The sequence below is a fragment of the Mesorhizobium sp. GbtcB19 genome, assembly GCF_019091085.1.
In the GTDB taxonomy this organism is placed as follows: domain Bacteria; phylum Pseudomonadota; class Alphaproteobacteria; order Rhizobiales; family Rhizobiaceae; genus Mesorhizobium.
On record NZ_JAGXJY010000010.1, the window covers coordinates 59,269 to 80,103 of the forward strand.

A 20,835-nucleotide genomic window follows, 5' to 3' on the forward strand; every position below is an offset into this window, starting at 1 on the left:
CTCTTCCCTATAAGGCCCTCCTAGCCTGATACCAGAATCGCAAGCACAACCGGCCGGGTCCTCCCCGTCCCGGTTTTTCGTGCAAGCCGCTCGCCGAACGGAATTTTCGAATATGCCAAGACGCACCGACATCAAGTCGATCCTGATCATCGGGGCCGGCCCCATCGTCATCGGCCAGGCTTGCGAGTTCGACTATTCCGGCACCCAGGCCTGCAAGGCGCTGAAGGAAGAGGGTTTCCGCGTCATCCTGGTCAACTCCAACCCGGCCACCATCATGACCGATCCGGAGCTGGCCGACGCCACCTATATCGAGCCAATCACGCCCGAAGTGGTGGCCAAGATCATCGCCAAGGAGCGGCCGGACGCGCTGCTGCCGACCATGGGCGGCCAGACGGCGCTCAACACCGCGCTGTCGCTGCGCCGCATGGGCGTGCTGGAGCGCTACAATGTCGAGATGATCGGCGCCGACGCGCATGCCATCGACAAGGCCGAGGACCGCGCGCTGTTTCGCCACGCGATGAGCAAGATCGGCCTGGAGACGCCGCGCTCGATGCTGGCCAACGCCACCGACGTCAAGAACGCCGACCGCAAGACGCATGAGGCCGAGCGCGCCGCGCTCAAGGCGAAGAACCCGGAACACCTCGACGCCGCGCTCGATGCGCTGGAGACCCGCTGGAACCTTGGCGAAGGCGACCGCAAGCAGCGCTATATCAGCCACGGCATGGCGATCGCAGCGCAGGCGCTCGACCATGTCGGCCTGCCGGCCATCATCCGCCCTTCCTTCACCATGGGCGGCACCGGCGGCGGCATCGCCTACAACCGCGCCGAATTCTACGACATCGTCCAGTCCGGCCTCGACGCCTCGCCGACCACCGAGGTGCTGATCGAGGAAAGCGTGCTCGGCTGGAAGGAGTATGAGATGGAGGTCGTCCGCGACAAGGCGGACAATTGCATCATCATCTGCTCGATCGAGAACCTCGATCCGATGGGCGTGCACACGGGCGATTCCATCACCGTCGCGCCGGCGCTGACGCTGACCGACAAGGAATACCAGATGATGCGCAACGCCTCGATCGCGGTGCTGCGCGAGATCGGCGTCGAGACCGGCGGCTCCAACGTGCAGTTCGCCGTCAATCCGGCCGATGGCCGCCTGGTCGTCATCGAGATGAACCCGCGCGTCTCGCGCAGCTCCGCCTTGGCTTCGAAGGCGACCGGCTTCCCGATCGCCAAGGTCGCCGCCAAGCTTGCCGTCGGCTACACGCTGGACGAGCTGGAGAACGACATCACCGGCGGCGCGACTCCGGCCTCGTTCGAGCCGACCATCGACTACGTGGTGACGAAGATCCCGCGCTTTGCCTTCGAAAAATTCCCCGGCGCCGAGCCGGTGCTGACCACCGCCATGAAGTCGGTGGGCGAGGTGATGGCCATCGGCCGCACCTTCCAGGAATCGCTGCAGAAGGCCCTGCGCGGACTGGAAACCGGCCTCACCGGCCTCGACGAGATCGAGATCCCCGGCCTTGGCCACGGCAGCGCGCCCGCCAGCCACGCCGACGACCGCAACGCCATCCGCGCCGCGCTCGGCACGCCGACGCCGGACCGGCTGCGCATGGTGGCGCAGGCGATCCGCATGGGCACCTCGCTCGAGGACGTGCACGCCATGTGCAAGATCGACCCATGGTTCCTCGAGCAGATCGCCGGCATCATCGCCATGGAGGAACGCATCCGCGAGCACGGCCTGCCACAGGATGCCGAGAACCTGCGCATGCTGAAGGCGATGGGCTTTTCCGATGCCCGCCTTGGCTCGCTGACGAAGACCGACGCCGACGCCGTCCAGAAGGCCAGGCAGAAGCTGGACGTCCATCCGGTCTACAAGCGCATCGACACCTGCGCCGCCGAGTTCGCTTCGCCGACCGCCTATATGTACTCGACCTACGAGGTGCCCTTCGTCGGCGAGCTTGCCAACGAGGCGCGGGTTTCGTCGCGCCGCAAGGTTGTCATCCTCGGCGGCGGCCCGAACCGCATCGGCCAGGGCATCGAGTTCGACTATTGCTGCTGCCACGCGGCGTTCGCGCTGCGCGACGCCGGCTATGAAGCGATCATGATCAACTGCAACCCGGAGACGGTCTCGACCGACTACGACACCTCCGACCGGCTCTATTTCGACCCGCTGACGGCGGAGGACGTGCTGGAGATCCTGCGCGCCGAGCAGGCCTCGGGCGAGTTGGTCGGCGTCATCGTCCAGTTCGGCGGCCAGACGCCGCTGAAGCTGGCCGACGCGCTGGAAAAGGCCGGCATCCCGATCCTCGGCACTTCGCCCGACATGATCGATCTGGCCGAAGACCGCGACCGTTTCCAGAAGCTGCTGCACAAGCTCAACCTCACCCAGCCGAAAAACGGCATCGCCTATTCGGTCGAGCAGGCCCGCCTCGTCGCCGGCGAGCTCGGCTTCCCGCTGGTGGTGCGCCCGTCCTATGTGCTCGGCGGCCGCGCCATGCAGATCATCCATGACGAAGGCATGCTGCAGACCTATCTGCTCGACACCGTGCCCGGCCTGGTGCCGGAGGACATCAAGCAGAAATACCCCAACGACAAGACCGGCCAGATCAACACGCTGCTGGGCAAGAACCCGCTGCTGTTCGACACTTATCTCAGCGGCGCCATCGAGGTCGACGTCGACTGTCTGTGCGACGGCAAGGCGACCTTCGTCTCCGGCATCCTGGAGCATATCGAGGAGGCCGGCATCCATTCGGGCGATAGCGCGTGCTCGCTGCCGGTGCATTCGCTGCACCCGGACCTCGTCGACGAGCTGGAGCGCCAGACAGCAAGCCTCGCCCGCGCGCTCAATGTCGGCGGCCTGATGAACGTGCAATACGCCATCCAGGACGGCACGGTCTATGTGCTGGAAGTCAACCCGCGCGCCTCGCGCACTGTGCCCTTCGTCGCCAAGACCATCGGGCGTCCGATTGCAAAAATCGCGGCCCGCATCATGGCCGGCGAGACGCTGGAAAACGCCTTTGCGCACTACGGCGCCATGCCCGACCCGCGCAATCCCGGCCACATCGCGGTCAAGGAAGCCGTCTTCCCCTTCGCTCGCTTCCCCGGCGTCGACATCCTGCTCGGCCCGGAAATGCGCTCGACCGGCGAGGTCATGGGCCTCGACCGCGATTTCGCGCTGGCCTTCGCCAAGAGCCAGCTGGGAGCGGGTGTTGATCTCCCCCGCGCGGGCACGCTGTTCGTCTCGGTCCGCGACGAGGACAAGAAGGGCATCCTGCCGGCGGTAAAACGCCTAGCCGGCCAGGGTTTTAAAGTGCTCGCCACCTCCGGCACCGCCCGCTTCCTCGCCGAGAACGGCGTGACGGCCGAGAAGATCAACAAGGTGCTCGAAGGCCGCCCCCACATCGAGGACGCCATCCGCAACCGCCAGGTCCAGATCGTCTTCAACACCACCGACGGCCAGAAGGCGGTGTCGGACTCGAAGTCGCTGCGCAGGGCAACGCTGATGCAGAAGGTGCCGTATTATACGACGCTGTCTGGCGCCGCGGCTGTGGCGGAAGCGATTGCGGCGCTGCGGGCGGGGAACCTCGAAGTGCGGCCGCTGCAGGAGTATTTTGGGTGACAAGGCGACGATCGCTGATTAATTTGCTGACAGAAACGTTCTGCGCGAAAGACAGCTTTTGACTGGAGCGGCTATTTGGAAACGAACTTTCAGAGGCTAGTGCAACACTGGCCGCTTTCCCCGATAGGGGGAGCATTGTTTCCACTATTTGAAGCTATCTCAAACGCTATACACGCTCTTAAAGAGAGCCAAAACCCCTTTCCACAGATAGAAGTAATTCTCAAAAGAGACGAGGAACAGAGCACTCTGTCGAGTGACGAATTTCAAGGTTTCGCCCCAATCTCATCATTCACAGTCACTGACAACGGTGTTGGCTTCACCAATGCTCACATGAAAGCGTTTAATGAGATCGCATCATCCTACAAAGAGAGTATCGGGATTGGAGGAAAGGGAGTTGGCAGACTTTCGTGGCTAAAAGCTTTCGAAGGCGTAAGTATCGGGTCAACCTATAGGCAAGGTGACCAGCTCTACGAAAGGCAGTTCCAGTTCTCATTGCCTTCGGGAATCCATGGTGAGACGTCTCGCCAAGTTGGACCATCCTCCACTGGAACAATCGTCAGCCTCACAAATTCGCTGCCGAAATTTCGGGATCGAATCCCCCGAAATATCGACATTTTGGCGAGAGAGATTTGTAGACATTTTATGCCGGTGCTTATCTCTCCAAATCCTCCCAAAGTCATCTTAGTAGATGGCTTGGACCGACTTGAGATTGAGGTGGGTGACTATAGTTCAGTCGTGAACGAGGCGTTCACGATCGAGGGTGTCGATTTTACAGCGCATCACGTGCGAATTAGGTCTCCATATGAAAGAAACCACACAATATCTATATGCGCAGACGGGCGATCTGTACGAACGAGTAAAATAGAATCTATACCCTCACAAAAGCTTCAAGATGAAGGCGGTGATTTTTATTATCATTGTTATGTGACCGGATCGTATCTGGATCAGCGAGTGAGCGGACAAAGAACATCCATCGACCTCCCTGAGGAGCCAAGCCTACTGGACCCAATAAGCTATCAAGTGCTCGACGAAACGATAGATGACATAGTCCAAAATCACCTGCGGCCATATATCGATGAGGCCCGTACTCTGCGCGCTTCAGAGGTAGAACTCGTCATCAATCGTCAGTATCCTGAATATAGATATCTCGTAACAGGCGCCAATGACGAGACCGAGAAAATTCCCCTAGGGTCCAGCGGCAAGGACATAGCAGATCATTTGGCTATCGCTCATGCCCAGCGGCTCAGCCACGGCCGAGCTAGGCTCGAAGCAACGCTCCAAAAATTTGAACATTCTGGTGAAGTAAACCCTAAAAAGATTGTTGAGGAGTTCGACAGTGTATATCTAGAGTCAATTAAAGCTCATCAATCGTCGCTGATCGGATACCTTCTTTTTAGAAGAAAGATCATTGAGCTTTATGAGAAAGTAATTGCACGATCCGGCGACAAATTTGAGAGGGAAGCTGCCGTCCACAGCCTCATTTTTCCAAGGCATAGCGCCGTCAGCGGTGATCGCGATTTCGACGATAACAATCTTTGGCTAGTTGATGAGCGACTAACATTTGCCAACTTCATTGACTCTGATCGTGACATTACAAAGCACCAAGCTCTTTTCGAGGTGAACAGCGGAAACGAGCCGGATATAGCGTGTTATTTCAGCTTTGCCTTTTCCACAGACGACAGTCTCACTGATCTCCGAGAAGTGGTAATCGTTGAATTTAAGCGCCCAGGCCCGTTACCGTCCAGGGACGAGCATCCTTACACGCAAGTGATTCGTTACATACGCAATATTCGGGAAGGTAAATGGTCACAAAACGGTCCGAAGATTAAGGCAAATCAATCAACCAGATTCTATGCTTACATAATATGCGATATAAGCGACAAGATGACTCAGGCCATTGTGGAGGAATACCAATTCCATCCGATGTTTGGCGGCGTCGAGGGTTATTTTATATTTAATCCAACACTCAACGCGTATATCGAGTTCGTACCTTTCGAACGCGTAGGTCGCGATGCAAGAAGGCGACACAAGGCGTTTTTTGACCGTTTGGTCGTTCCAGCTCCGAACGGAGGCTAATCAAAGACCTACGCCACCGCCACGCACTCAATCTCAATATCGAACTCCATCGGCCATGACGCCACCGGCACGAAACTGCGCGCAGGCGGGTTGGTCGCAAAATACTTCGCATAGACCCGGTTGATCACGTTGTAGAAGCCCGAATTGACGGCGTAGATGCGGACCATCACCACCTTGTCGAGCGAGGTGCCGGCCGCTTCCAAGCAGTGTTTCAGCGCCTTCAGCGACGCGTCGGTCTGGACCTCGATGTCGCCGCGCACCATCTCGCCGGTCACCATGTCGACCGGCGGCGTCGCTGAGATGAACACGAAGCCGTTGGCCCGCACCGCCGTCGAGCACGGCAGGCCGAGTGAGCGGACCTTTGCCGACATCACGGGTACTTCGATGACTTCCTTGTCCATGGTGGTTCTCCGTGATTTGGAGGGAGCTTATCGCGGCGGCGAGGGAACGCCAGCCTTCCCTTCTCCCCTTGTGGGAGAAGGTGGATCGGCGCGCAGCGCCGAGACGGATGAGGGGTGTTCCAGGGAAAGCCAACGTCTCACTCCGCTGGAGCACCCCTCATCCGGCCGCTTCGCGGCCACCTTCTCCCACAAGGGGAGAAGGAGAAGGCCGCGCAACGCAGCGTTCCTTCGCCCCCCTCACTGTCCTGCCGGACATCTCCCCCTCAAGGGGGGAGATTGGCAGCTTCGGCGCCTCGCCTTTCCTGCAACGCTGGAGATTGGCGAAAACCGGCGTGACGGCTGATCTCCCCCCTTGAGGGGGAGATGTCCGGCAGGACAGAGAGGGGGGCCGTAGAGCGCCGTCTCCAACAGTTTAGCCTCCCGACGCTCCTCACTGATGCGCCACCGCCAGTGCCTTCACATGCTTCTCGTGCATCTTCAGCACCGACAGCGTCTTCTTGGCGAATTCCTTCATCGCCGGGTCGTCGCCGGAATTGGCATAGGTGGAAAACAGCGCGACCGCTTGCCTGTGCGCGTCGGTCTGCATCTTGATGTATTTGGCGTCGAAGTCCTTGCCGCTGGCAGCCTTCAGCTCGCCCAGCATCTGCTGCTCCTTGGGCTGCAGCGCGGGCCCGGCGGGCTTGATCGACGCGGTGGTCTGGCCCTGGCTCAGCGCGGCCTTGAAATCCTCAGCGACCTTGCCGTGATCCTTGATCATATCGGCGGCAAAAGCCTTGACGTCAGCCGAGGCCGATTTCTGCTGCGCCAGCTTGCTCGACTGGATCTCGAATTCATTGGCATTGGGTACCGTGGTGACGAAGGTCTGGGTGTCTACCTTGTTGTCGGTCACCATCGGTCCCACGGCATCCGTATTGGTGTCGTCCGACTGGGCGGCGGGCGCGCCGGCAAACAGCGCGACGGCGACCAGGGGCAGCAGCGTTTTCATCGCAAAACTCCGATCCGAAACAGCCCCTCCGCCAACCCCAACGCGGCATCCGCGTTGGGGTTGCCTCGAAAAGACGTAGCTGGCTGAGCGCCCGCCCTCGCCTTCAATGGCAGTGCGCGACGGCGGCTTGTCCGGCATATTGCAGTTGCTCGTGCCAGTCGGGGCGGCCCTCCGGCGTGAAATCCATCAGGTTCCACAGGATCTCGCAGGTGCCGATGGCGCGCGGGTCCTGTCCGGGTTCGGACGGCGCGAAGCCGAGCTCCGACGACCAGAAATGCCGGATGCCGTCGCCGTCGCGGTGGAACACGGAAAGCAGCGGTATCTGCGCGCCTTCGGCGGTTTCGGAGTTGTAGTCGCGTTTGAAAGCGTTGCCGGCCGACGAGACCAGCCGCATGTTCTTCCAGCCGCGGTCGCGGGCAAGCGCGGTCATATTGTCGAGCCCGGTCTTCGCCACCACGGCGAAGTTGAAGCCCGCCGCCTGCAGATGGCCGACCGCGCCGTCGAGTTGGTCGAGCAGCGCGGTGCAGGACGGGCATGGCTGGTCCTGCCGGGCAAGCTTCGCCGTCTCGCCGCCCGCCGCCACATCGCGCGTCTCCTGCGGATGGCGCGGGAACATCATCTGGTAGAGGATCAGCGAATCCTTGCCCGGCGCGAAGAGGTCCGGCAGCTTCACCTTCGCCGGCCGGCCCTGGGCGTCCAGGGTATCGAACTCGTAGTGCTGCGGCACCAACCCGCCCGGCGGCAGAGCGCGTCTTGCTTCAGCCACCGCCTCCATGGCGCGGCGCAGCTCGATTTCCTTGCGCAGCAGCCTTTCGCGCGCGGTGCGGTATCTGGCGGATTCATTGGGAAAGGTGATCATGATCGTCTCCTTGGCCGCCGCCGGCGTCCCGGCGCGGGTTGCTCTACAGTCCAAGGACGGGCCGCCCAGACCGGTTCCGACATTTTTTCACGCGGGAACCTGCCCCGCTTTGCGGCATTCCTGTTCATTGGCTAAAACCTTCCGAAAAAGGGGGAGAAAATGACCGACGAGATCGACTTGCGCTGCCCGCAGATCGTTGCCGACAATGCCGCCAAGGGTCTCAGGCTGCGCAAGGAATTCGGCCGCGGCGGAACCGAGATCGGCGTCGCGCGCGCCACCGAGCTCAAGAACCGCCGGAACCTGTCGCCCTCGACCATCCGGCGCATGGTCAGCTATTTCGCCCGCCACGAGGTCGACAAGAAAGGCAGGAATTACGGCAACGAGGACAATCCCTCGGCCGGCTACATCGCCTGGCTTTTATGGGGCGGCGACGAAGGCCGCGCCTGGGCGCTCGAGATGAAGAAGAAGGTCGGCAACGCGCCGGATATCTGAGACGCGTCAGCCCTTCACGCCGCCGGCCGTCAGCCCGGAAACGATCCTGCGCTGGAAGATCAGCACCAGCGCCACCAGCGGCACGGTGACGATCACCGAGGCGGCCATGATGTTACCCCAGGGGATCTCGAACTGCGAATTGCCCGAGAGCAGCGCGATCGCCACCGGCACGGTGCGCTGCGTGTTGGTCGAGGTGAAGGTGAGCGCAAACAGGAACTCGTTCCAGGCGCTGATGAAGGCGAGCAGCCCGGTGGTGGCGAGCGCCGGCCACATCAAAGGCAGGAGGATGCGTGTCAGGATGATCCACGGCCCGGCGCCGTCGAGGATCGCCGCCTCCTCGATCTCGACCGGCAGGTCGCGCACGAAAGTGGTGAGCACCCAGACGGTGAACGGCAAGGTGAAGATCATGTAGGACAGGATGAGCGCGAGCAGCGAGTTGTAGAGGTGCAGCGCCCGGATGATCTCGAACAGCCCGGCCAGTGCGGCGACCTGCGGGAACATCGACACTGACAGGATCGCGAGCATCAGCGCCGAGCGCCCGCGAAAACGGATGCGCGCCAGCGCGTAGGCCGCGGTGACGCCGAGCAGCAGCGAGACCGCCACGACCGCACTGGAAACGATGAGCGAATTGACGAGATTGCGCAGGAAGGGCCCTTCGGTAAGTACGTTGCGGTAATTGGCAAGGCTGAACGATCGCGGCCAGAGCCCGGCCTGGAACAGCTCGGTCCCCGATTTCAGGCTGGTGACAATGGCGTAGTAGAACGGAAAGACCGCGACGAAGACGATCGCCAGAAGCAGAAGATAGAAGGCAACGCGCTTCAGCATTCGCATGTCAGCGGTCTCCGTCGAGGTTGAGCCGGCCGAGCCGGATATAGGCGACGGTGAGTAGGCCGATGATCAGGAAAAGCAGCGTCGAGGCGGCCGAGCCATAGGCGAACTTGTCGAACTCGAACAGGTTCTCGCGCGCGAAGATCGACATCGACTTGGTCTGGACGTTGTTCGGCGTCAGCACATAGATCAGATCGAAGATGCGCAGCGCGTCGAGCGCGCGGAAGATCACCGCCACCATGACCGCCGGGCGGATCAGCGGCAGCGTCACCCGCCAGAAGATCTGCCACGGGCTGGCGCCGTCGAGCCTGGCCACTTCGAGGATCTCGCGCGGCAGCATCTGCAGGGCTGCCAGGATCAGCAGCGCCATGAACGGCGTCGTCTTCCAGATGTCGACGATCAGCACCGCGATCATCGCGGTGTCGGCGCTGGCGGTCCAGGCGATCTTCTCGTGGATCAGGCCGAGATCGAGAAGCACGGCATTGATGATGCCGAACTGGTCGTTGAGCATCCACTGCCACATCTTGGCCGAGACGATGGTCGGGATCGCCCAGGGAATGAGGATCGCCGCGCGGACGTTGCCGCGTCCTGGAAATTCGGCGTTGAGCGCAAGCGCGACGATCATGCCGAGCACGGTCTCGCAGGCCACCGAGACCACGGCGAAGCGCACCGTGTTCCACACCGCGCGCCACCAGACCGGATCGACGAGCAACCCGTCGTAAAGCACGCGGCCGCTCGGCAGGGTGAGCACCGAGAAGTAGTTGTCGAAGCCCACCCATTGCCGCGCGTCGAGATCGGCGAGCGAAGCGTCGGTGAAGCTGTAATAGACCGTGCGCAGGAACGGCCAGCCGGCAACGGTGGCGAGCACGAACAGCATCGGCGCGAGAAACAGCCATGCCGTGCGCACGCGCCGGCGCATCAGCGGCGACGGCCTTGCCCCGCTCACCAGCCTTTGCCTTTCAGCCTGGTCAGCCTCGCTTCGAGGTCGGCGAGATTGTCGGCGGCAGTGCCATTGCCCGAGAGGGTGTTGTGCACGGCCGTCCAGAACTGGCTCGACGCCTCATTGTATTTGATCCTGGCGGTTGCCGAAGGCCTGGGCTGGGCGTTGAGGAAGATCGGCTTCCAGCGCGGCACGATCGGCTGCTGCCTGGCGATATCGGGATCGTCATAGAGTGCCGCGATGGTCGGCAGGTTGGAGGTCTTCAGCGTCCGGTATTTCTGCATCTCGCGCGACGCGATGAACTTGACCAGGTCGATCGCAGCATTCGGGTGCTTCGAATATTTGGAGACCGCCAGGTTCCAGCCGCCGAGCGTCGCGACCGGATGCCCGCCGTCGCCCGCCGGCAGCGGCGCCACGTCGAACTTCCCCTTGATCGGCGAATTCTCGCTGTTGCCGAGCGCATAGGCATAGGGCCAGTTGCGCATGAAGACGGCGTTGCCGGTCTGCCAGACGCCGCGCGCCTCCTCTTCCTGATAGGCGAGCACGCCCGGCGGCGCGATCGTGCCGATCCAGCCCTTGACCATCTCGATCGCCGCCGCCGATTGTGGGTTGTTGATGGAGATGCGGCCGTCCGGCTCGATGATCCCGCCACCGCCTTTCGACATCACCCATTCGAGCGCGTTGCAGGTCAGCCCCTCATAGGCATTGCCCTGGAAGACGAAGCCCCAGATGTCCCTGTTGCCGGCCGCCCGCTCCTTGTCCATGACCAGCCTGGCGGTGTCCTGCAATTCCTTCCAGGTGGCCGGCACCTTGGCGCCGTATTTGGTCAGCAGATCCTTGCGGTAATAGAGCGCCGGCGCATCGGTGAAGATCGGCAGCGCGACCAGCCTGCCATTGACCGTCTGCGATTGGATGATCGACGGAAAATGCTCGCCCACCACATCCCTGGTCGCCTCCGTCAGGTCGACCAGCTGGCTGGCAAGCTGCGGCGCCCAGATGACGTCGGTCTGGTAGACGTCGATATCGCTGCTGCCGGCGGCGAGCCACAGCCTGTATTGCCCGAACTGATCGGTGGTCGAAGGCGGGATGACGACGATGTCGACCTTGTTGCCGCTCTTCTTCTCATAGAGGTCGAGGATCTCGCTCAAAACCTTGATGCCGTTGCCGGTGTCGCCCGACACGATCGACAGCTCCACCGCGCGGACCGGAGCGACCGCCAGCAGGATGCCGGTTGCGAATGCCAGGAATGCGTGGAAGAACTTCACGGGGCGGCTGATCTCGCTTCAAAGCCGGCGAGACGAATCTTCGCGCGTCGTCAGCTCATCAAGACCCACCCTGCGTTGAATGCAGAGCGCCGCATTCGGTTCCCATACCGGTACCGACAATCAGGGCGGCGGATCGGTGAAATCCGGCTCGGCCGGCTCGACCACGTCGGTGTCGCGCTCCCAGCCCTCGTTTTCCAGCTTCATCGACTGGATCGCCACCGCATTGGCGTTGGCGTCGAGCTCGGGCAGCATCTGCACTTCGGAGGGCCAGCAGCGATAGATCCTGTAGACGAGCGCCACCTGGCCGGCCTCGTTGAGGAATTCGAGGATGACATCCTTGCGGAAGTCCTTGAGCGACACTTCCGCGCCGAGGCCGTTCTGCAGGTCCCATACCTTGTTCGCCCAGCGCTCGAATTCGAGGTCGTGGGTCACCCCGCGCTCGATGGTGATCGGCTCGAAGCGGGTGATGCCGGGCGATTTGCGCGTGTTGCCGGCGGCACCCCCGTCGCGGTGCTCGATCACTTCGGTGGTGCGTTTCAGCCCGCTGATCCGCGAAATGCCGGCAACATATTTGCCGTCCCATTTCAGCCGGAACCGGTAGTTCTTGTAAGGGTCGAAACGCTGCGGATTGACGGTGAACGGGGCCATGGCCAAATCTCCTCCGCCTCACTTCGCGTGAAAGCGGACGGGCTCCGAAACCCCCGCCCCGGAGCCCGCCTGGGAGTGGCTGACGCATGCCGGCACAGCCTCCTCCGACGCCTTGCCAGCGTCGATCCGCCGATCGGCCGCCCGGCACGACGACGCATTAGCATGACCTAACGTCAGCCTATGTGAAGGACTTCACAAAGGCCTGTGCGGATCCCGGGAAGCTCCGGAGCCCGCACAGATGCGGGATGCGTCAATCGCCGATCGGATTGAGCGCCTTGCCGGGATTTGCCGGGTCGGCCGCCTTGGCGACGAACGTCAGCAGATCGGTCATCAGGAACGTGCCCGGCGTCGCCGCCGGCAGGTCGGGCTTCCAGCCCGGCTGTGATAGGAAGGAGGTCTCGTCGCCCTGGACAAGGCCGACAAAGACCTCGCCGACGATCTGCGCGCCGACCGGCCCGAGCCGTTCGCCGCCGCCCTTCACCTGGGCCTCCTTGAGGATGTAGTACCAGAGCGGCGTGTTCTTGTGGAAACCCAGCGACTTGGCCACCGCGCCGTCCGGTCCGCTGGCGATCTCGTTCTCCGTCAGCGGCGTGAACGTGATTTGCTTGAGCATCTCCTTGGCCACCGCCTGGCCCGAAGGCAGGCCGACGCGAACGCCGCGCTTCAGATTGCGGAAGGCGAGGCTTGGCGGTGCGTCCGGGCCGCCTGATCCGGGCAGATTGTGCAACGCCGGCGTCAGCAAGGGATCGAGCCGGCGCGAGAAATTGAACTCGAACTGCGCCTTGTTCGCCGGCGGTGGCAATTCGAAGAAGCGGCGCCAGTCGATCACCCAGTCGCTGGGCAAGGTGCCGTTGCCGGGCACGCTGCTGGAAAGCGATCCTGAAAGATTGGTGAAGCGGAACAGGAAGCTCAGCGTGCCCTCGGCAAGATGTGGATTGGGCGTGCGGAAAATGCGGTTGTGGCTGTATTTCTCGCGCACCATGGAATGTCCCAGACGATAGGCCGCCGCCGAGAACTCCCACGGCATGAACGGCTTGGTCTGGAAGCGGTAGAATTTGCGGCCGTCATGCAGCGTCTTGTCCACGAAGCCGGGGCCGGTCAGCCGCTCCACCCAATCGTGCAGCACCATCCATTGATAGTGCCAGCGCACCGTGCGCGCCGCTTCCTCGAACAGCGTGTCGGCGGCCACGCCCTTGGCTTTCAGATGGTCGATCACGGCATTGTGGAATTTCAGGAAGGTCAGATGCAGCTGCGCGACGATCAGGTTTTCGTCGTTGCGGTGATCGCCGATCAGCGCGACCCCTTGCATGTTGCGCGGCAGATCGTTGGGCAGTTCGGGCACCTGGCCGGCCCGATCGCTGTTCTCGGCGGAAGCCTGCGCCGTGCCGATCAGAAGCTTGGGCGTGTCGACGCCACCGCTACGCTCGAACAGGAAGCGATGCGGCCCCGGCCCGGCACCGTAGACGCAATCGAGATCGAGGCTCGGCGAACGGAAATTCTTCACCATTTCCGGATCGGCGAGCGCCCGGCTGAGCGGCGTCATGTCGAGCGTGATGTCGTGGTCGACGAACTGGCCGAGATAGGTGAATCCCGATGGGATCTTCGTGTTCTCAAGCGGGTCGGGATTGGGCTGGTCAACCGCGGCCGTCTCTTTCATGGCGTTCGCCAGGGTCTGCAGGTCGGCATCGCTGGCGCTGAAGGCGGGGAGCCCCTTGAACATGAAGTCGAAGAAGCCAGCGCCCTGCTCGCCGCCAGGCGCAACAGCCGCCCTGGCCGCCGCCAATCCCTTGGCCTTGGTCGGACCTTTGGGCGCCTTGGCCGGTGCGGCCTCTTGCCTCCTGGCGACAAGTGCTTCCTTTTCAATAGCATTTTCCGCGAAAACCTGCCGGCTTACGAAGCCGTGGCCAATTCTCTGCCTAAGATTTGGGCCTGCCATAGTCTTGTCCCTCCGTGATGAAATTATCCGTGGAAAAATATTTGAGGATATGCACTGCAAAGCGATTTTCTATTAGCATTTACTTGTAATAAACCGATGTGAAGCAGCTCACAGACAGCGCCTTGCTGTCTGTCACGGTGACGGCCGCGGCAATCCAGACAACATCCGCAAACAGGAGGAGCGCTAGCCTTCCCAGCCGACCGGGATCATGCCGAGCCGCTCGTAGAGCCTGAAGGCCGCGGTGTTCTCCACCGTGTTGGTCTTGAGATCGACATGGGCCGCCCCGCGCTCACGGAAGGTCACGAACACGTGCCGCATCAGCGCCTCGCCGATGCCTTGCCCTCGGGACTCCGGATGGACGGCAAGGTCCTTGACGAAACCGGAGGTCCAGCAGAGCGCGGCGCCCGCCAGCAGGCCTTTGCCGTCGATCACCAGGAAGCAGAGAGCGGGATCGAACTCGGCATCGCCGGCAATGCGCGGCCACCATTCCTCGAACGGCCCATCGGCACCGTCGTCGAACACCTCTTGCAGCAGCGCGTGCAGGGCCAGAGCATGATGCCGAAAAGTGTGAAGCGGTTTTCGGGCGACATCAGGCTCCGTCTCCAACGCATCCCGGGGCTCGAACGCGCGCATGACGAAGCCTTCAGGCCAATGCGGCGCGGCCAGAGTGTCGTCGAGCATCTTACGCAGACGGATGTCGTTGGGCGCCGGAGGGCGGGCCGTCGTGTTTTCAGGCATGGCGCTGTCTCGAAACGCCGCGGATGACCGGACTAGTCCGCTCAGGCGTCGGGTGGCAGGCGGTGCCGCTTGCGATCGACGCCGAGGCCCGTCGCCTCGAGCAGGCCTTTGCGCTTGGCGTCGTAATAATAGCCGGTCTGGTAAAGCATGTCGGCCCGCTTGGCGTTGCCGCCCGAAACCAGCCACGCGCCGCGCAGATATTTCACCGCGTATTTGAGATTGGTCTCGGCGTCGAACAGGCCGCTCGCCGGCCCGTCATAGCCCATGCCGCGCGCCGTCGCGTGCTTGATCTGCATCAGTCCCCAATGGCCATGATTGAAAGCTTTCGGGTTGAAGGTGCTCTCGCGATTGACGACATGGCGCACCAGGTCGACCGGCACTTCATAGATCGCCGAATATTTCTCGATCAGCCGCTCGATCTCGCCGCGCGGGCCGCTGGCATGCTGCTCGACCTGGCCGGGGGCCGCAAGCAGCGCCGGATTTCCCGGCACCACATAGGCGACCTGCTGGACGCCGGGCATCGGAGCGACTTTTGCCGACTGGCCGGTGACCGGCATGGCGACGCCCGCAGTCGTGTAGGCCGCCGCTTGCTTGATGGACCCCACTTGCTTGATGGACCCAGGACCGGTCGGCGAGCCGCCCGCCGTCAGCACCGGCGGCGGCGGAAACTGGCCGGCGACCGGCGTCGAACCGGCGAAGGCCGCGGGCTGCGCCGGCAGGGCAGCGCCCGGCTGGACGGGCGGCGGCAAAAGCGCGCTTTGCGCCGCAGACGCGCCCGGCGTCGTGGGTGCGCCGGGTGTCGTCGCCAGCGCAACGGCGTCGCTGGTCAGCGCCGCGGTCTGCACCTGCGCGAGGCCGGAAGGCTCAGGCAGCACGGCCACCGTTTCGGGCAGCGCGAGCGTCGGCGTATCGTCCGCGACGACAGGCGTCGAAGCCGCCGCAAGCGCGGGCGCGGCCTTCATCTGCGAGGTCGATGTGCACCCGCTGAGACCGGCTGCCGCAACGAGCGCGCCGACCGCGGTGATGATGATTTTAGCTGGCAAGCCGTGCGGGTCCGGTTTGTCGGTTGTTAAGAAGTCCTTACACCAGCGATTCACACCCGGCAATCGGGGCGGGTAGGCGGTTTTCGGGTGGCGACAACAGGGCGGAACTGCCATATTGTTCCGGATATGTACTCGTTTTTCGCCGTTTTGCGGAAGGAATACGCCATGAAACCCACATCTGAGATCACGGCCGGCCACGCAGTGTTAGAAACAGTGATCGGCTTCATGGGCATCGCCTGGAGCGAGAAGGGCCTGATCCGGCTTTGCCTGCCTGAGCGCAGCCGCGAAGCGGTCGAGCGCCGGCTGCTCCGCCACCCCGGCGTCTCGGCCTCGACGGACCAGCCGTCCTGGGTGGTCGATCTGATCGCCTCGATCAAAGCCTATGCGGCCGGGCAGGATGTCGACTTCTCCGGCGTGCCGGTCGACCTCGACGGCGTCGACGATTTTCGGCTGGCGATCTATGACGCCGCGCGCAAGCTCGGCTTCGGCGAGACCACAACCTATGGCGAGTTGGCGAAGCGCGCCGGTCATGCCGGCCTGCCGCGCGAAACCGGCGCGGCACTAGGCGCCAACCCGGTGCCGCTGGTCATTCCGTGCCACCGTATCCTGGCGGCCGGTGGCAAGATCGGCGGCTTCTCGGCGCCGGGCGGCTCGGCCACCAAGGAAAAGATGCTGGCCATGGAAGGCGTTCGCGTCGGCCCGCCGCCGGCCGCGCAGGCCTCGTTCGGTTTCTGAGGTCCCGCCCGCACTACTAGAGCAATTCCAGGAAAAGTGTGACACGGTTTTCCGTCAGGAATTGCGTCAAAACAAAGAGATAGAGCGGTTCGCCGTTTCCGGTGAAACGCTCTAGTGGCGGCGCGGGAATCGCCGGCGGAAATGGTCGAAGTCCGGCCGCTTGCAGACATAGACGGCACAGGATTTGGTGTCGGCGGTGGGCACATAGGCCCGTGACCGCACCTCGCCCATGTTGCAGAAGCGCTCGTCGCGTACATAGCGGTCATAGAGCGGCAAGCCCGGCACGCGCGTCGACTGATAGCGCAGAATGACGGCGCCCTGTCTGGCGATCGTCGCCTGCACCCGGTTGCAGCTCATGCGCGTCGGATCGTAGCGCGACACCGCCTGCGCCTCGGCGGCCACCAGCAAGAAACAAGCGGCAAGCAGAATGATCTTCATGGTTCCCTTCCTTGGAATGGCAAGCATCTCATCCCTCCACAACGCGCCGCCGCTGTCAAAACTTCCATTGCCTCCGATGGGAACGACATGCCGGCGGCGCCTCGAGCGACCCGTCTTGTTTTCTCGCTCAAACTATCCTATATCCGCTGCATTGAATTTGGCCGATCGATCGGGCCGCGATCTTCGCGTTTGCTGACGTCTATCTCCAAAATTTCGATACCGCCGGCCGGACGTTGGTCAGGTCAAACAAAAGCAAATGTGAAGGGCATTCTAAATGGCAACTGGTACGGTCAAGTGGTTCAACGCCACCAAGGGCTACGGCTTCATCCAGCCTGACAATGGCGGCGCGGACGTTTTCGTCCACATCTCCGCTGTCGAGCGCGCTGGCATGACGAGCCTGGCTGAAGGCCAGAAGATCAACTTCGAGATCGAGCAGGACCGCCGCACCGGCAAGTCCGCTGCTGGATCTCTGAGCAAGGCAGCCTGATTTGGCTTAAGCATTTCTGCGGCAAAGCATAGCGCTTGGTGCCGCGAAGGTGCGATTGAGTAAGGCGCGCGCCGGACGAAGGTTCGGGGCGCGCGGCAAGTCACGGATGTACTGACGGTCGCGCGAGAAGCGCGCCGGAGCGGAAAGACCCGACAAGCTGGAACAGCAGATAGCTGCCAGCCCGGACCGGACGCTCCCGATCAGGCTACCGACAGAGGAAGGCGGGCATTGCCCGCCTTTTTTGTTGTCTGGATTTTGGGCGAGTTACCGACGAGGTCTAACAGGATCACTTGGTGATACTTTTGGCCCACCGTGTGCTACCATCAATCAATGACCAAGCTCGAACAGATCGAAAAATCCGTTGCCGAACTGAGCCCCGAAGAGCTGAAAGCCTTTGCCGCTTGGTTCGAGGTTCTGCAGGCTGATTTGTGGGACAAGCAAATAGAAGCCGACGCGAAGGCAGGCGGGCTGGACAAGCTGGTTGCGGAAGCACGCGCTGAAATAGCTGCCGGCAAACTTCGTGACCTGTGAAGCACAGAGCCACCGCTAGCTTTTGGACGAAATACAATTCTTTGCCAAAGGCTGTTCGCCATATGGCCGACAAGAGCTTCACTTTGATGAAGACCAATCCGCGGCATCCATCCCTCCATTTCAAAAAGGTGGGAGAGCTTTGGTCGGCAAGGATAGACGACAATTATCGGGCCTTGGCCCTCGAAAGCGCTGATGGCTTTGACTGGATCTGGATCGGCAGCCATGCCGAATACGATCGTCTCATCAAATAGCCAGCAGCCGGCGACTGCAAAATACTCGCGGCGTAGAAACAGACTACCCCACCCACCCGATCGGCACGTGCCCTTCATCCGCCTCCACCCGCTTCAGCCAGTCCACCACGGCCGGATAGGCGTCGAGCTGGAAGCCGCCCTTCTCGGCGGTGTGGGTATAGGCGTATAGCGCGATGTCGGCGACGCTATAGGAGCTGCCAGCGAAGAATTCGTTCTGCTCCAGATGCTTGTTCATCACGCCGAGCGCCTTGTTGCCGCGCTCCAGCGTCTGCGCCAATCGCTCCGGCGTCGCGTCCTTGGCCCGCTCCGGGAAGGTCAGCAGCGCCTTGCGCACCGCGATATAGGGCTCGTGGCTGTATTGCTCGAAGAACAGCCATTGGTAAGCCAGCGCCCGCTCGTATTTGTCGGCCGGCAGGAAGCGCGTGCCTTCGGCAAGATAGAGCAGGATGGCGTTGCTCTCGGCGATGCGCCTGCCGTCGTCAAGCTCGAGCATCGGCACCATCGCGTTCGGATTCTTGGCGACATAGTCGGGCCTGCGCGTCGCGCCGCTATGCGAGCTCACCTCGACCCGGGTGAAGGCAATGCCGAGCTTGGCCATCAACAGCCGCGGCTTGTAGCAATTGCCGCTGTCCGCCATGTCGTAAAGGATCATGTCGCTTGCCCTCGAGCGTAAACCAAGGAGGCTCTAACGCGCCTGGGCAACGCCATCCAGTGATTTGTTTTTGGAGAGAACCATCAGCGTCGCTGATGCGTTCTTCGGGTCTGGCGTCAGCTACGCCGATGCAGGGGCACGACTTTGTTGTCGGCATCAAGCAGCGCGTCGATCGACAGCGGCTCTTCGTTGAAGATCGTGCCGGCGAGCGCCGGGCGGGCAAGATGGAAACCTTGCAAAAGATCCACGCCGCCATCGAGCGCGACCCGCAGTTGATTGGCCTGCTCGATGCCTTCGACCAGCACCTTGGCGCCACGGTCATGCAGCATCGACACCAGGGGCCGGAAGAACCGCTCGGCCGCGGCATGGCGGCAGAACTCGGCGAACCAGTTGCCGTCGATCTTCACGATATCCGGTAGAAGCAGGTTGATCCGTTCCTCGGTCGAATGTCCCGTGCCGAAATCGTCGATGGCGATACGGATACCGTCGCGCCGCATTTCGCGCACCAGGCTGGTGAGAACGCGGTCGTCGGCAGCCTGTTCGGTGATCTCGCAGACCAGCAGGCTGGGCTCCAGTTCGAGATCGCCGAGATGCTTGGTCATCAGCCGGATCTCGGCCAGCGCCCGCCCGAGATGGTCGTTGATCATCGGGTTGTAGTTGAAGAACAGCATCAGCCCCGCGACGCCGATGTTGCGATAATTGCCGAGATGCAGCATCCGGCACATCGTTTCGACGAACAACCGGTCGGACGCTGGAACGCCGTCGAAGAAGGTCGACGGAGCCACCGGCTGGGCAATGCGGCGCGGCTCGATCAGGCCCTCGACGGCGACCGCCCGGAGCTCCCTGCCCTGCGGCGCGAAGATCGGCTGGTAGGCGCTCCACAGCCGGAAATCGCCATAGATGCCGAACTGGAGACCGATCTCGTCAGCGAAGATCGCCCTGGCGACATTGCGCCGCCTCTCGCGCGCTTCGCTCATGGCGCGACCTTGCGCCCGAACACCCTGGCCTGCCGCGCCGTCGGCGCCGGGGTCGCCGGACTCGCGGCGGCCGGTTCCTTGCTCGCTTCGGTCGCGGCCTGCGGCGCGACCTTGCCGAAAACGCGAAAGCTGGTGGGGGCGAGCTCGGGCCGGGCAAGCACATAGCCTTGCACCATGGAGGCACCGGACCGCTCGGCAAGCTCCAGCTGCCAGCCTTCCTCGATGCCTTCGAAGACGGTGCGAATGCCCTGGCTCTCGAAGCTGTGCACCATCGCCGTCAGCAACGCGAAGCCCGGGCCGGACTCCATCAGATGGGTGATCCAATGCGCATCGAATTTGACGATGTCGGGCTTGAGTTCCTTGATCCGGTTGATGTCCGATTCATCGGCGCCGTAGTCGTCCACCGCAATGCGGAAGCCATTGGCCCTCAGCGCCTCGACGAAACCGTAGAGCGTTTCCTGCGAGGCCGACTTCTGCTCGGTGACCTCGCACACAATGCGGCGCGGATCGATGCCGGCTTCGTGCAGCACCAGCCGCATGTCGCGCAGCGCCTTGTCGGCGATGCTGCGATCGGTGAAGACCGACGGGTCGAAATTGACGAAGATGGACGCTTCTTCCGGCAGGCAGGCACCGGCGTTGAGAAGATGCAGCGTGCGCGTCAGCGCCTCGATATGCAGCCGGTCGCCGGCCGGGCAGGTGCCGAAAAATGTTCCCGGCGACTGCGACTCGCCGTCACGGAACGGCCGGATCAGCCCCTCGAAAGCGGCGAGCGAAAGCTTGCCTTCCTTGAAGGCGAAGATCGGCTGGAACGCGCTCTGCAAGGTATAGATGCCCCAGACACCGGTCGAGGTGCCGTCATCATGACGGATGATATGGGCAAGCCCGATGCTGCGCGACAAAGGTCCCTCGCTCCGCGAAACCAGCGGAATTCAATCAG

21 protein-coding genes are annotated in these 20,835 nt (G+C 62.3%); 7 read left to right on the plus strand and 14 right to left on the minus strand.

All coding sequences use genetic code 11. The annotated features are described in order from the left end of the window. Positions 1 to 112 precede the first annotated feature (112 nt). Positions 113 to 3,616, plus strand: a complete 3,504-nt coding sequence (gene carB, locus KVT37_RS18230) for a carbamoyl-phosphate synthase large subunit (RefSeq protein WP_217575558.1) — start codon at positions 113 to 115, stop codon at positions 3,614 to 3,616. Positions 3,617 to 3,691: 75 nt separating this feature from the next. Then, positions 3,692 to 5,692 (plus strand): ATP-binding protein, encoded by a 2,001-nt coding sequence (locus tag KVT37_RS18235; RefSeq protein WP_217575560.1) that lies wholly within the window; start codon positions 3,692 to 3,694, stop codon positions 5,690 to 5,692. 8 nt (positions 5,693 to 5,700) lie between these two features. Here KVT37_RS18235 and KVT37_RS18240 read toward each other — a convergent pair whose 3' ends face one another. The 3 genes from KVT37_RS18240 to KVT37_RS18250 all read right to left on the minus strand — a co-directional run bounded on the left by KVT37_RS18240 (position 5,701) and on the right by KVT37_RS18250 (position 7,937). Beyond that, positions 5,701 to 6,093, minus strand: a complete 393-nt coding sequence (locus KVT37_RS18240; protein WP_217575562.1) for a Rid family hydrolase — start codon at positions 6,091 to 6,093, stop codon at positions 5,701 to 5,703. Positions 6,094 to 6,523: 430 nt separating this feature from the next. Beyond that, positions 6,524 to 7,078, minus strand: coding sequence for a DUF4142 domain-containing protein (locus KVT37_RS18245; RefSeq protein WP_217575564.1), 555 nt, complete (start codon positions 7,076 to 7,078; stop codon positions 6,524 to 6,526). Positions 7,079 to 7,181: 103 nt separating this feature from the next. Beyond that, on the minus strand, positions 7,182 to 7,937 hold the full coding sequence (locus KVT37_RS18250) for a DUF899 family protein (protein ID WP_217575566.1): 756 nt from the start codon (positions 7,935 to 7,937) through the stop codon (positions 7,182 to 7,184). A gap of 159 nt (positions 7,938 to 8,096) precedes the next feature. Between KVT37_RS18250 and KVT37_RS18255 the strand changes: the two genes are divergently transcribed. Continuing rightward, complete coding sequence (locus tag KVT37_RS18255; protein WP_217575568.1) at positions 8,097 to 8,429, plus strand: hypothetical protein; 333 nt, start codon at positions 8,097 to 8,099, stop codon at positions 8,427 to 8,429. Between the two features lie 6 nt (positions 8,430 to 8,435). On the opposite strand, the gene KVT37_RS18260 is transcribed toward KVT37_RS18255, so the two are convergent. From KVT37_RS18260 to KVT37_RS18290, 7 genes are all read right to left on the minus strand, one after another. Then, complete coding sequence (locus KVT37_RS18260; RefSeq protein WP_217575570.1) at positions 8,436 to 9,260, minus strand: carbohydrate ABC transporter permease; 825 nt, start codon at positions 9,258 to 9,260, stop codon at positions 8,436 to 8,438. A gap of 1 nt (position 9,261) precedes the next feature. Continuing rightward, complete coding sequence (locus KVT37_RS18265; RefSeq protein WP_217575828.1) at positions 9,262 to 10,176, minus strand: carbohydrate ABC transporter permease; 915 nt, start codon at positions 10,174 to 10,176, stop codon at positions 9,262 to 9,264. Positions 10,177 to 10,199: 23 nt separating this feature from the next. Next, positions 10,200 to 11,441, minus strand: coding sequence for an ABC transporter substrate-binding protein (locus KVT37_RS18270; RefSeq protein ID WP_254634120.1), 1,242 nt, complete (start codon positions 11,439 to 11,441; stop codon positions 10,200 to 10,202). 141 nt (positions 11,442 to 11,582) lie between these two features. Then, positions 11,583 to 12,110 carry a phage tail protein gene (locus KVT37_RS18275; protein ID WP_217575574.1) on the minus strand — a complete coding sequence of 176 codons (528 nt, stop codon included), beginning with the start codon at positions 12,108 to 12,110 and terminating at the stop codon, positions 11,583 to 11,585. A 250-nt stretch (positions 12,111 to 12,360) separates the two neighbouring features. Beyond that, the gene (locus KVT37_RS18280; protein WP_254634108.1) at positions 12,361 to 13,893 is read right to left on the minus strand and encodes a heme peroxidase family protein; all 1,533 of its coding nucleotides are present in this window, start codon (positions 13,891 to 13,893) and stop codon (positions 12,361 to 12,363) included. 336 nt (positions 13,894 to 14,229) lie between these two features. After that, on the minus strand, positions 14,230 to 14,784 hold the full coding sequence (locus KVT37_RS18285) for a GNAT family N-acetyltransferase (protein WP_217575577.1): 555 nt from the start codon (positions 14,782 to 14,784) through the stop codon (positions 14,230 to 14,232). Between the two features lie 41 nt (positions 14,785 to 14,825). Beyond that, positions 14,826 to 15,827 (minus strand): lytic transglycosylase domain-containing protein, encoded by a 1,002-nt coding sequence (locus KVT37_RS18290; protein ID WP_254634109.1) that lies wholly within the window; start codon positions 15,825 to 15,827, stop codon positions 14,826 to 14,828. 165 nt (positions 15,828 to 15,992) lie between these two features. On the opposite strand from KVT37_RS18290, the gene KVT37_RS18295 reads away from it, so the two are divergent. Further along, a complete protein-coding gene (locus KVT37_RS18295) occupies positions 15,993 to 16,562 on the plus strand; it encodes a methylated-DNA--[protein]-cysteine S-methyltransferase (RefSeq protein WP_217575581.1) in 570 nt (189 codons plus the stop codon). A gap of 111 nt (positions 16,563 to 16,673) precedes the next feature. On the opposite strand, the gene KVT37_RS18300 is transcribed toward KVT37_RS18295, so the two are convergent. Then, positions 16,674 to 17,000, minus strand: a complete 327-nt coding sequence (locus tag KVT37_RS18300) for a hypothetical protein (protein WP_217575583.1) — start codon at positions 16,998 to 17,000, stop codon at positions 16,674 to 16,676. A gap of 274 nt (positions 17,001 to 17,274) precedes the next feature. Here KVT37_RS18300 and KVT37_RS18305 point away from each other — a divergent pair, with 274 nt between their 5' ends. From KVT37_RS18305 to KVT37_RS18315, 3 genes are all read left to right on the plus strand, one after another. Beyond that, on the plus strand, positions 17,275 to 17,487 hold the full coding sequence (locus KVT37_RS18305; RefSeq protein ID WP_027168154.1) for a cold-shock protein: 213 nt from the start codon (positions 17,275 to 17,277) through the stop codon (positions 17,485 to 17,487). A 330-nt stretch (positions 17,488 to 17,817) separates the two neighbouring features. Next, on the plus strand, positions 17,818 to 18,018 hold the full coding sequence (locus KVT37_RS18310) for a hypothetical protein (RefSeq protein ID WP_217575585.1): 201 nt from the start codon (positions 17,818 to 17,820) through the stop codon (positions 18,016 to 18,018). Between the two features lie 62 nt (positions 18,019 to 18,080). Next, positions 18,081 to 18,269 (plus strand): hypothetical protein, encoded by a 189-nt coding sequence (locus KVT37_RS18315; protein WP_254634110.1) that lies wholly within the window; start codon positions 18,081 to 18,083, stop codon positions 18,267 to 18,269. Between the two features lie 43 nt (positions 18,270 to 18,312). On the opposite strand, the gene KVT37_RS18320 is transcribed toward KVT37_RS18315, so the two are convergent. From KVT37_RS18320 to KVT37_RS18330, 3 genes are all read right to left on the minus strand, one after another. Continuing rightward, the gene (locus KVT37_RS18320; RefSeq protein WP_217575589.1) at positions 18,313 to 18,921 is read right to left on the minus strand and encodes a glutathione S-transferase family protein; all 609 of its coding nucleotides are present in this window, start codon (positions 18,919 to 18,921) and stop codon (positions 18,313 to 18,315) included. A gap of 116 nt (positions 18,922 to 19,037) precedes the next feature. Further along, positions 19,038 to 19,898 carry an EAL domain-containing protein gene (locus tag KVT37_RS18325; protein ID WP_217575591.1) on the minus strand — a complete coding sequence of 287 codons (861 nt, stop codon included), beginning with the start codon at positions 19,896 to 19,898 and terminating at the stop codon, positions 19,038 to 19,040. Beyond that, positions 19,895 to 20,797, minus strand: coding sequence for an EAL domain-containing protein (locus KVT37_RS18330; protein ID WP_217575593.1), 903 nt, complete (start codon positions 20,795 to 20,797; stop codon positions 19,895 to 19,897). The genes KVT37_RS18325 and KVT37_RS18330 overlap by 4 nt, the downstream gene beginning before the upstream one ends. Between the last annotated feature and the right edge of the window lie 38 nt (positions 20,798 to 20,835).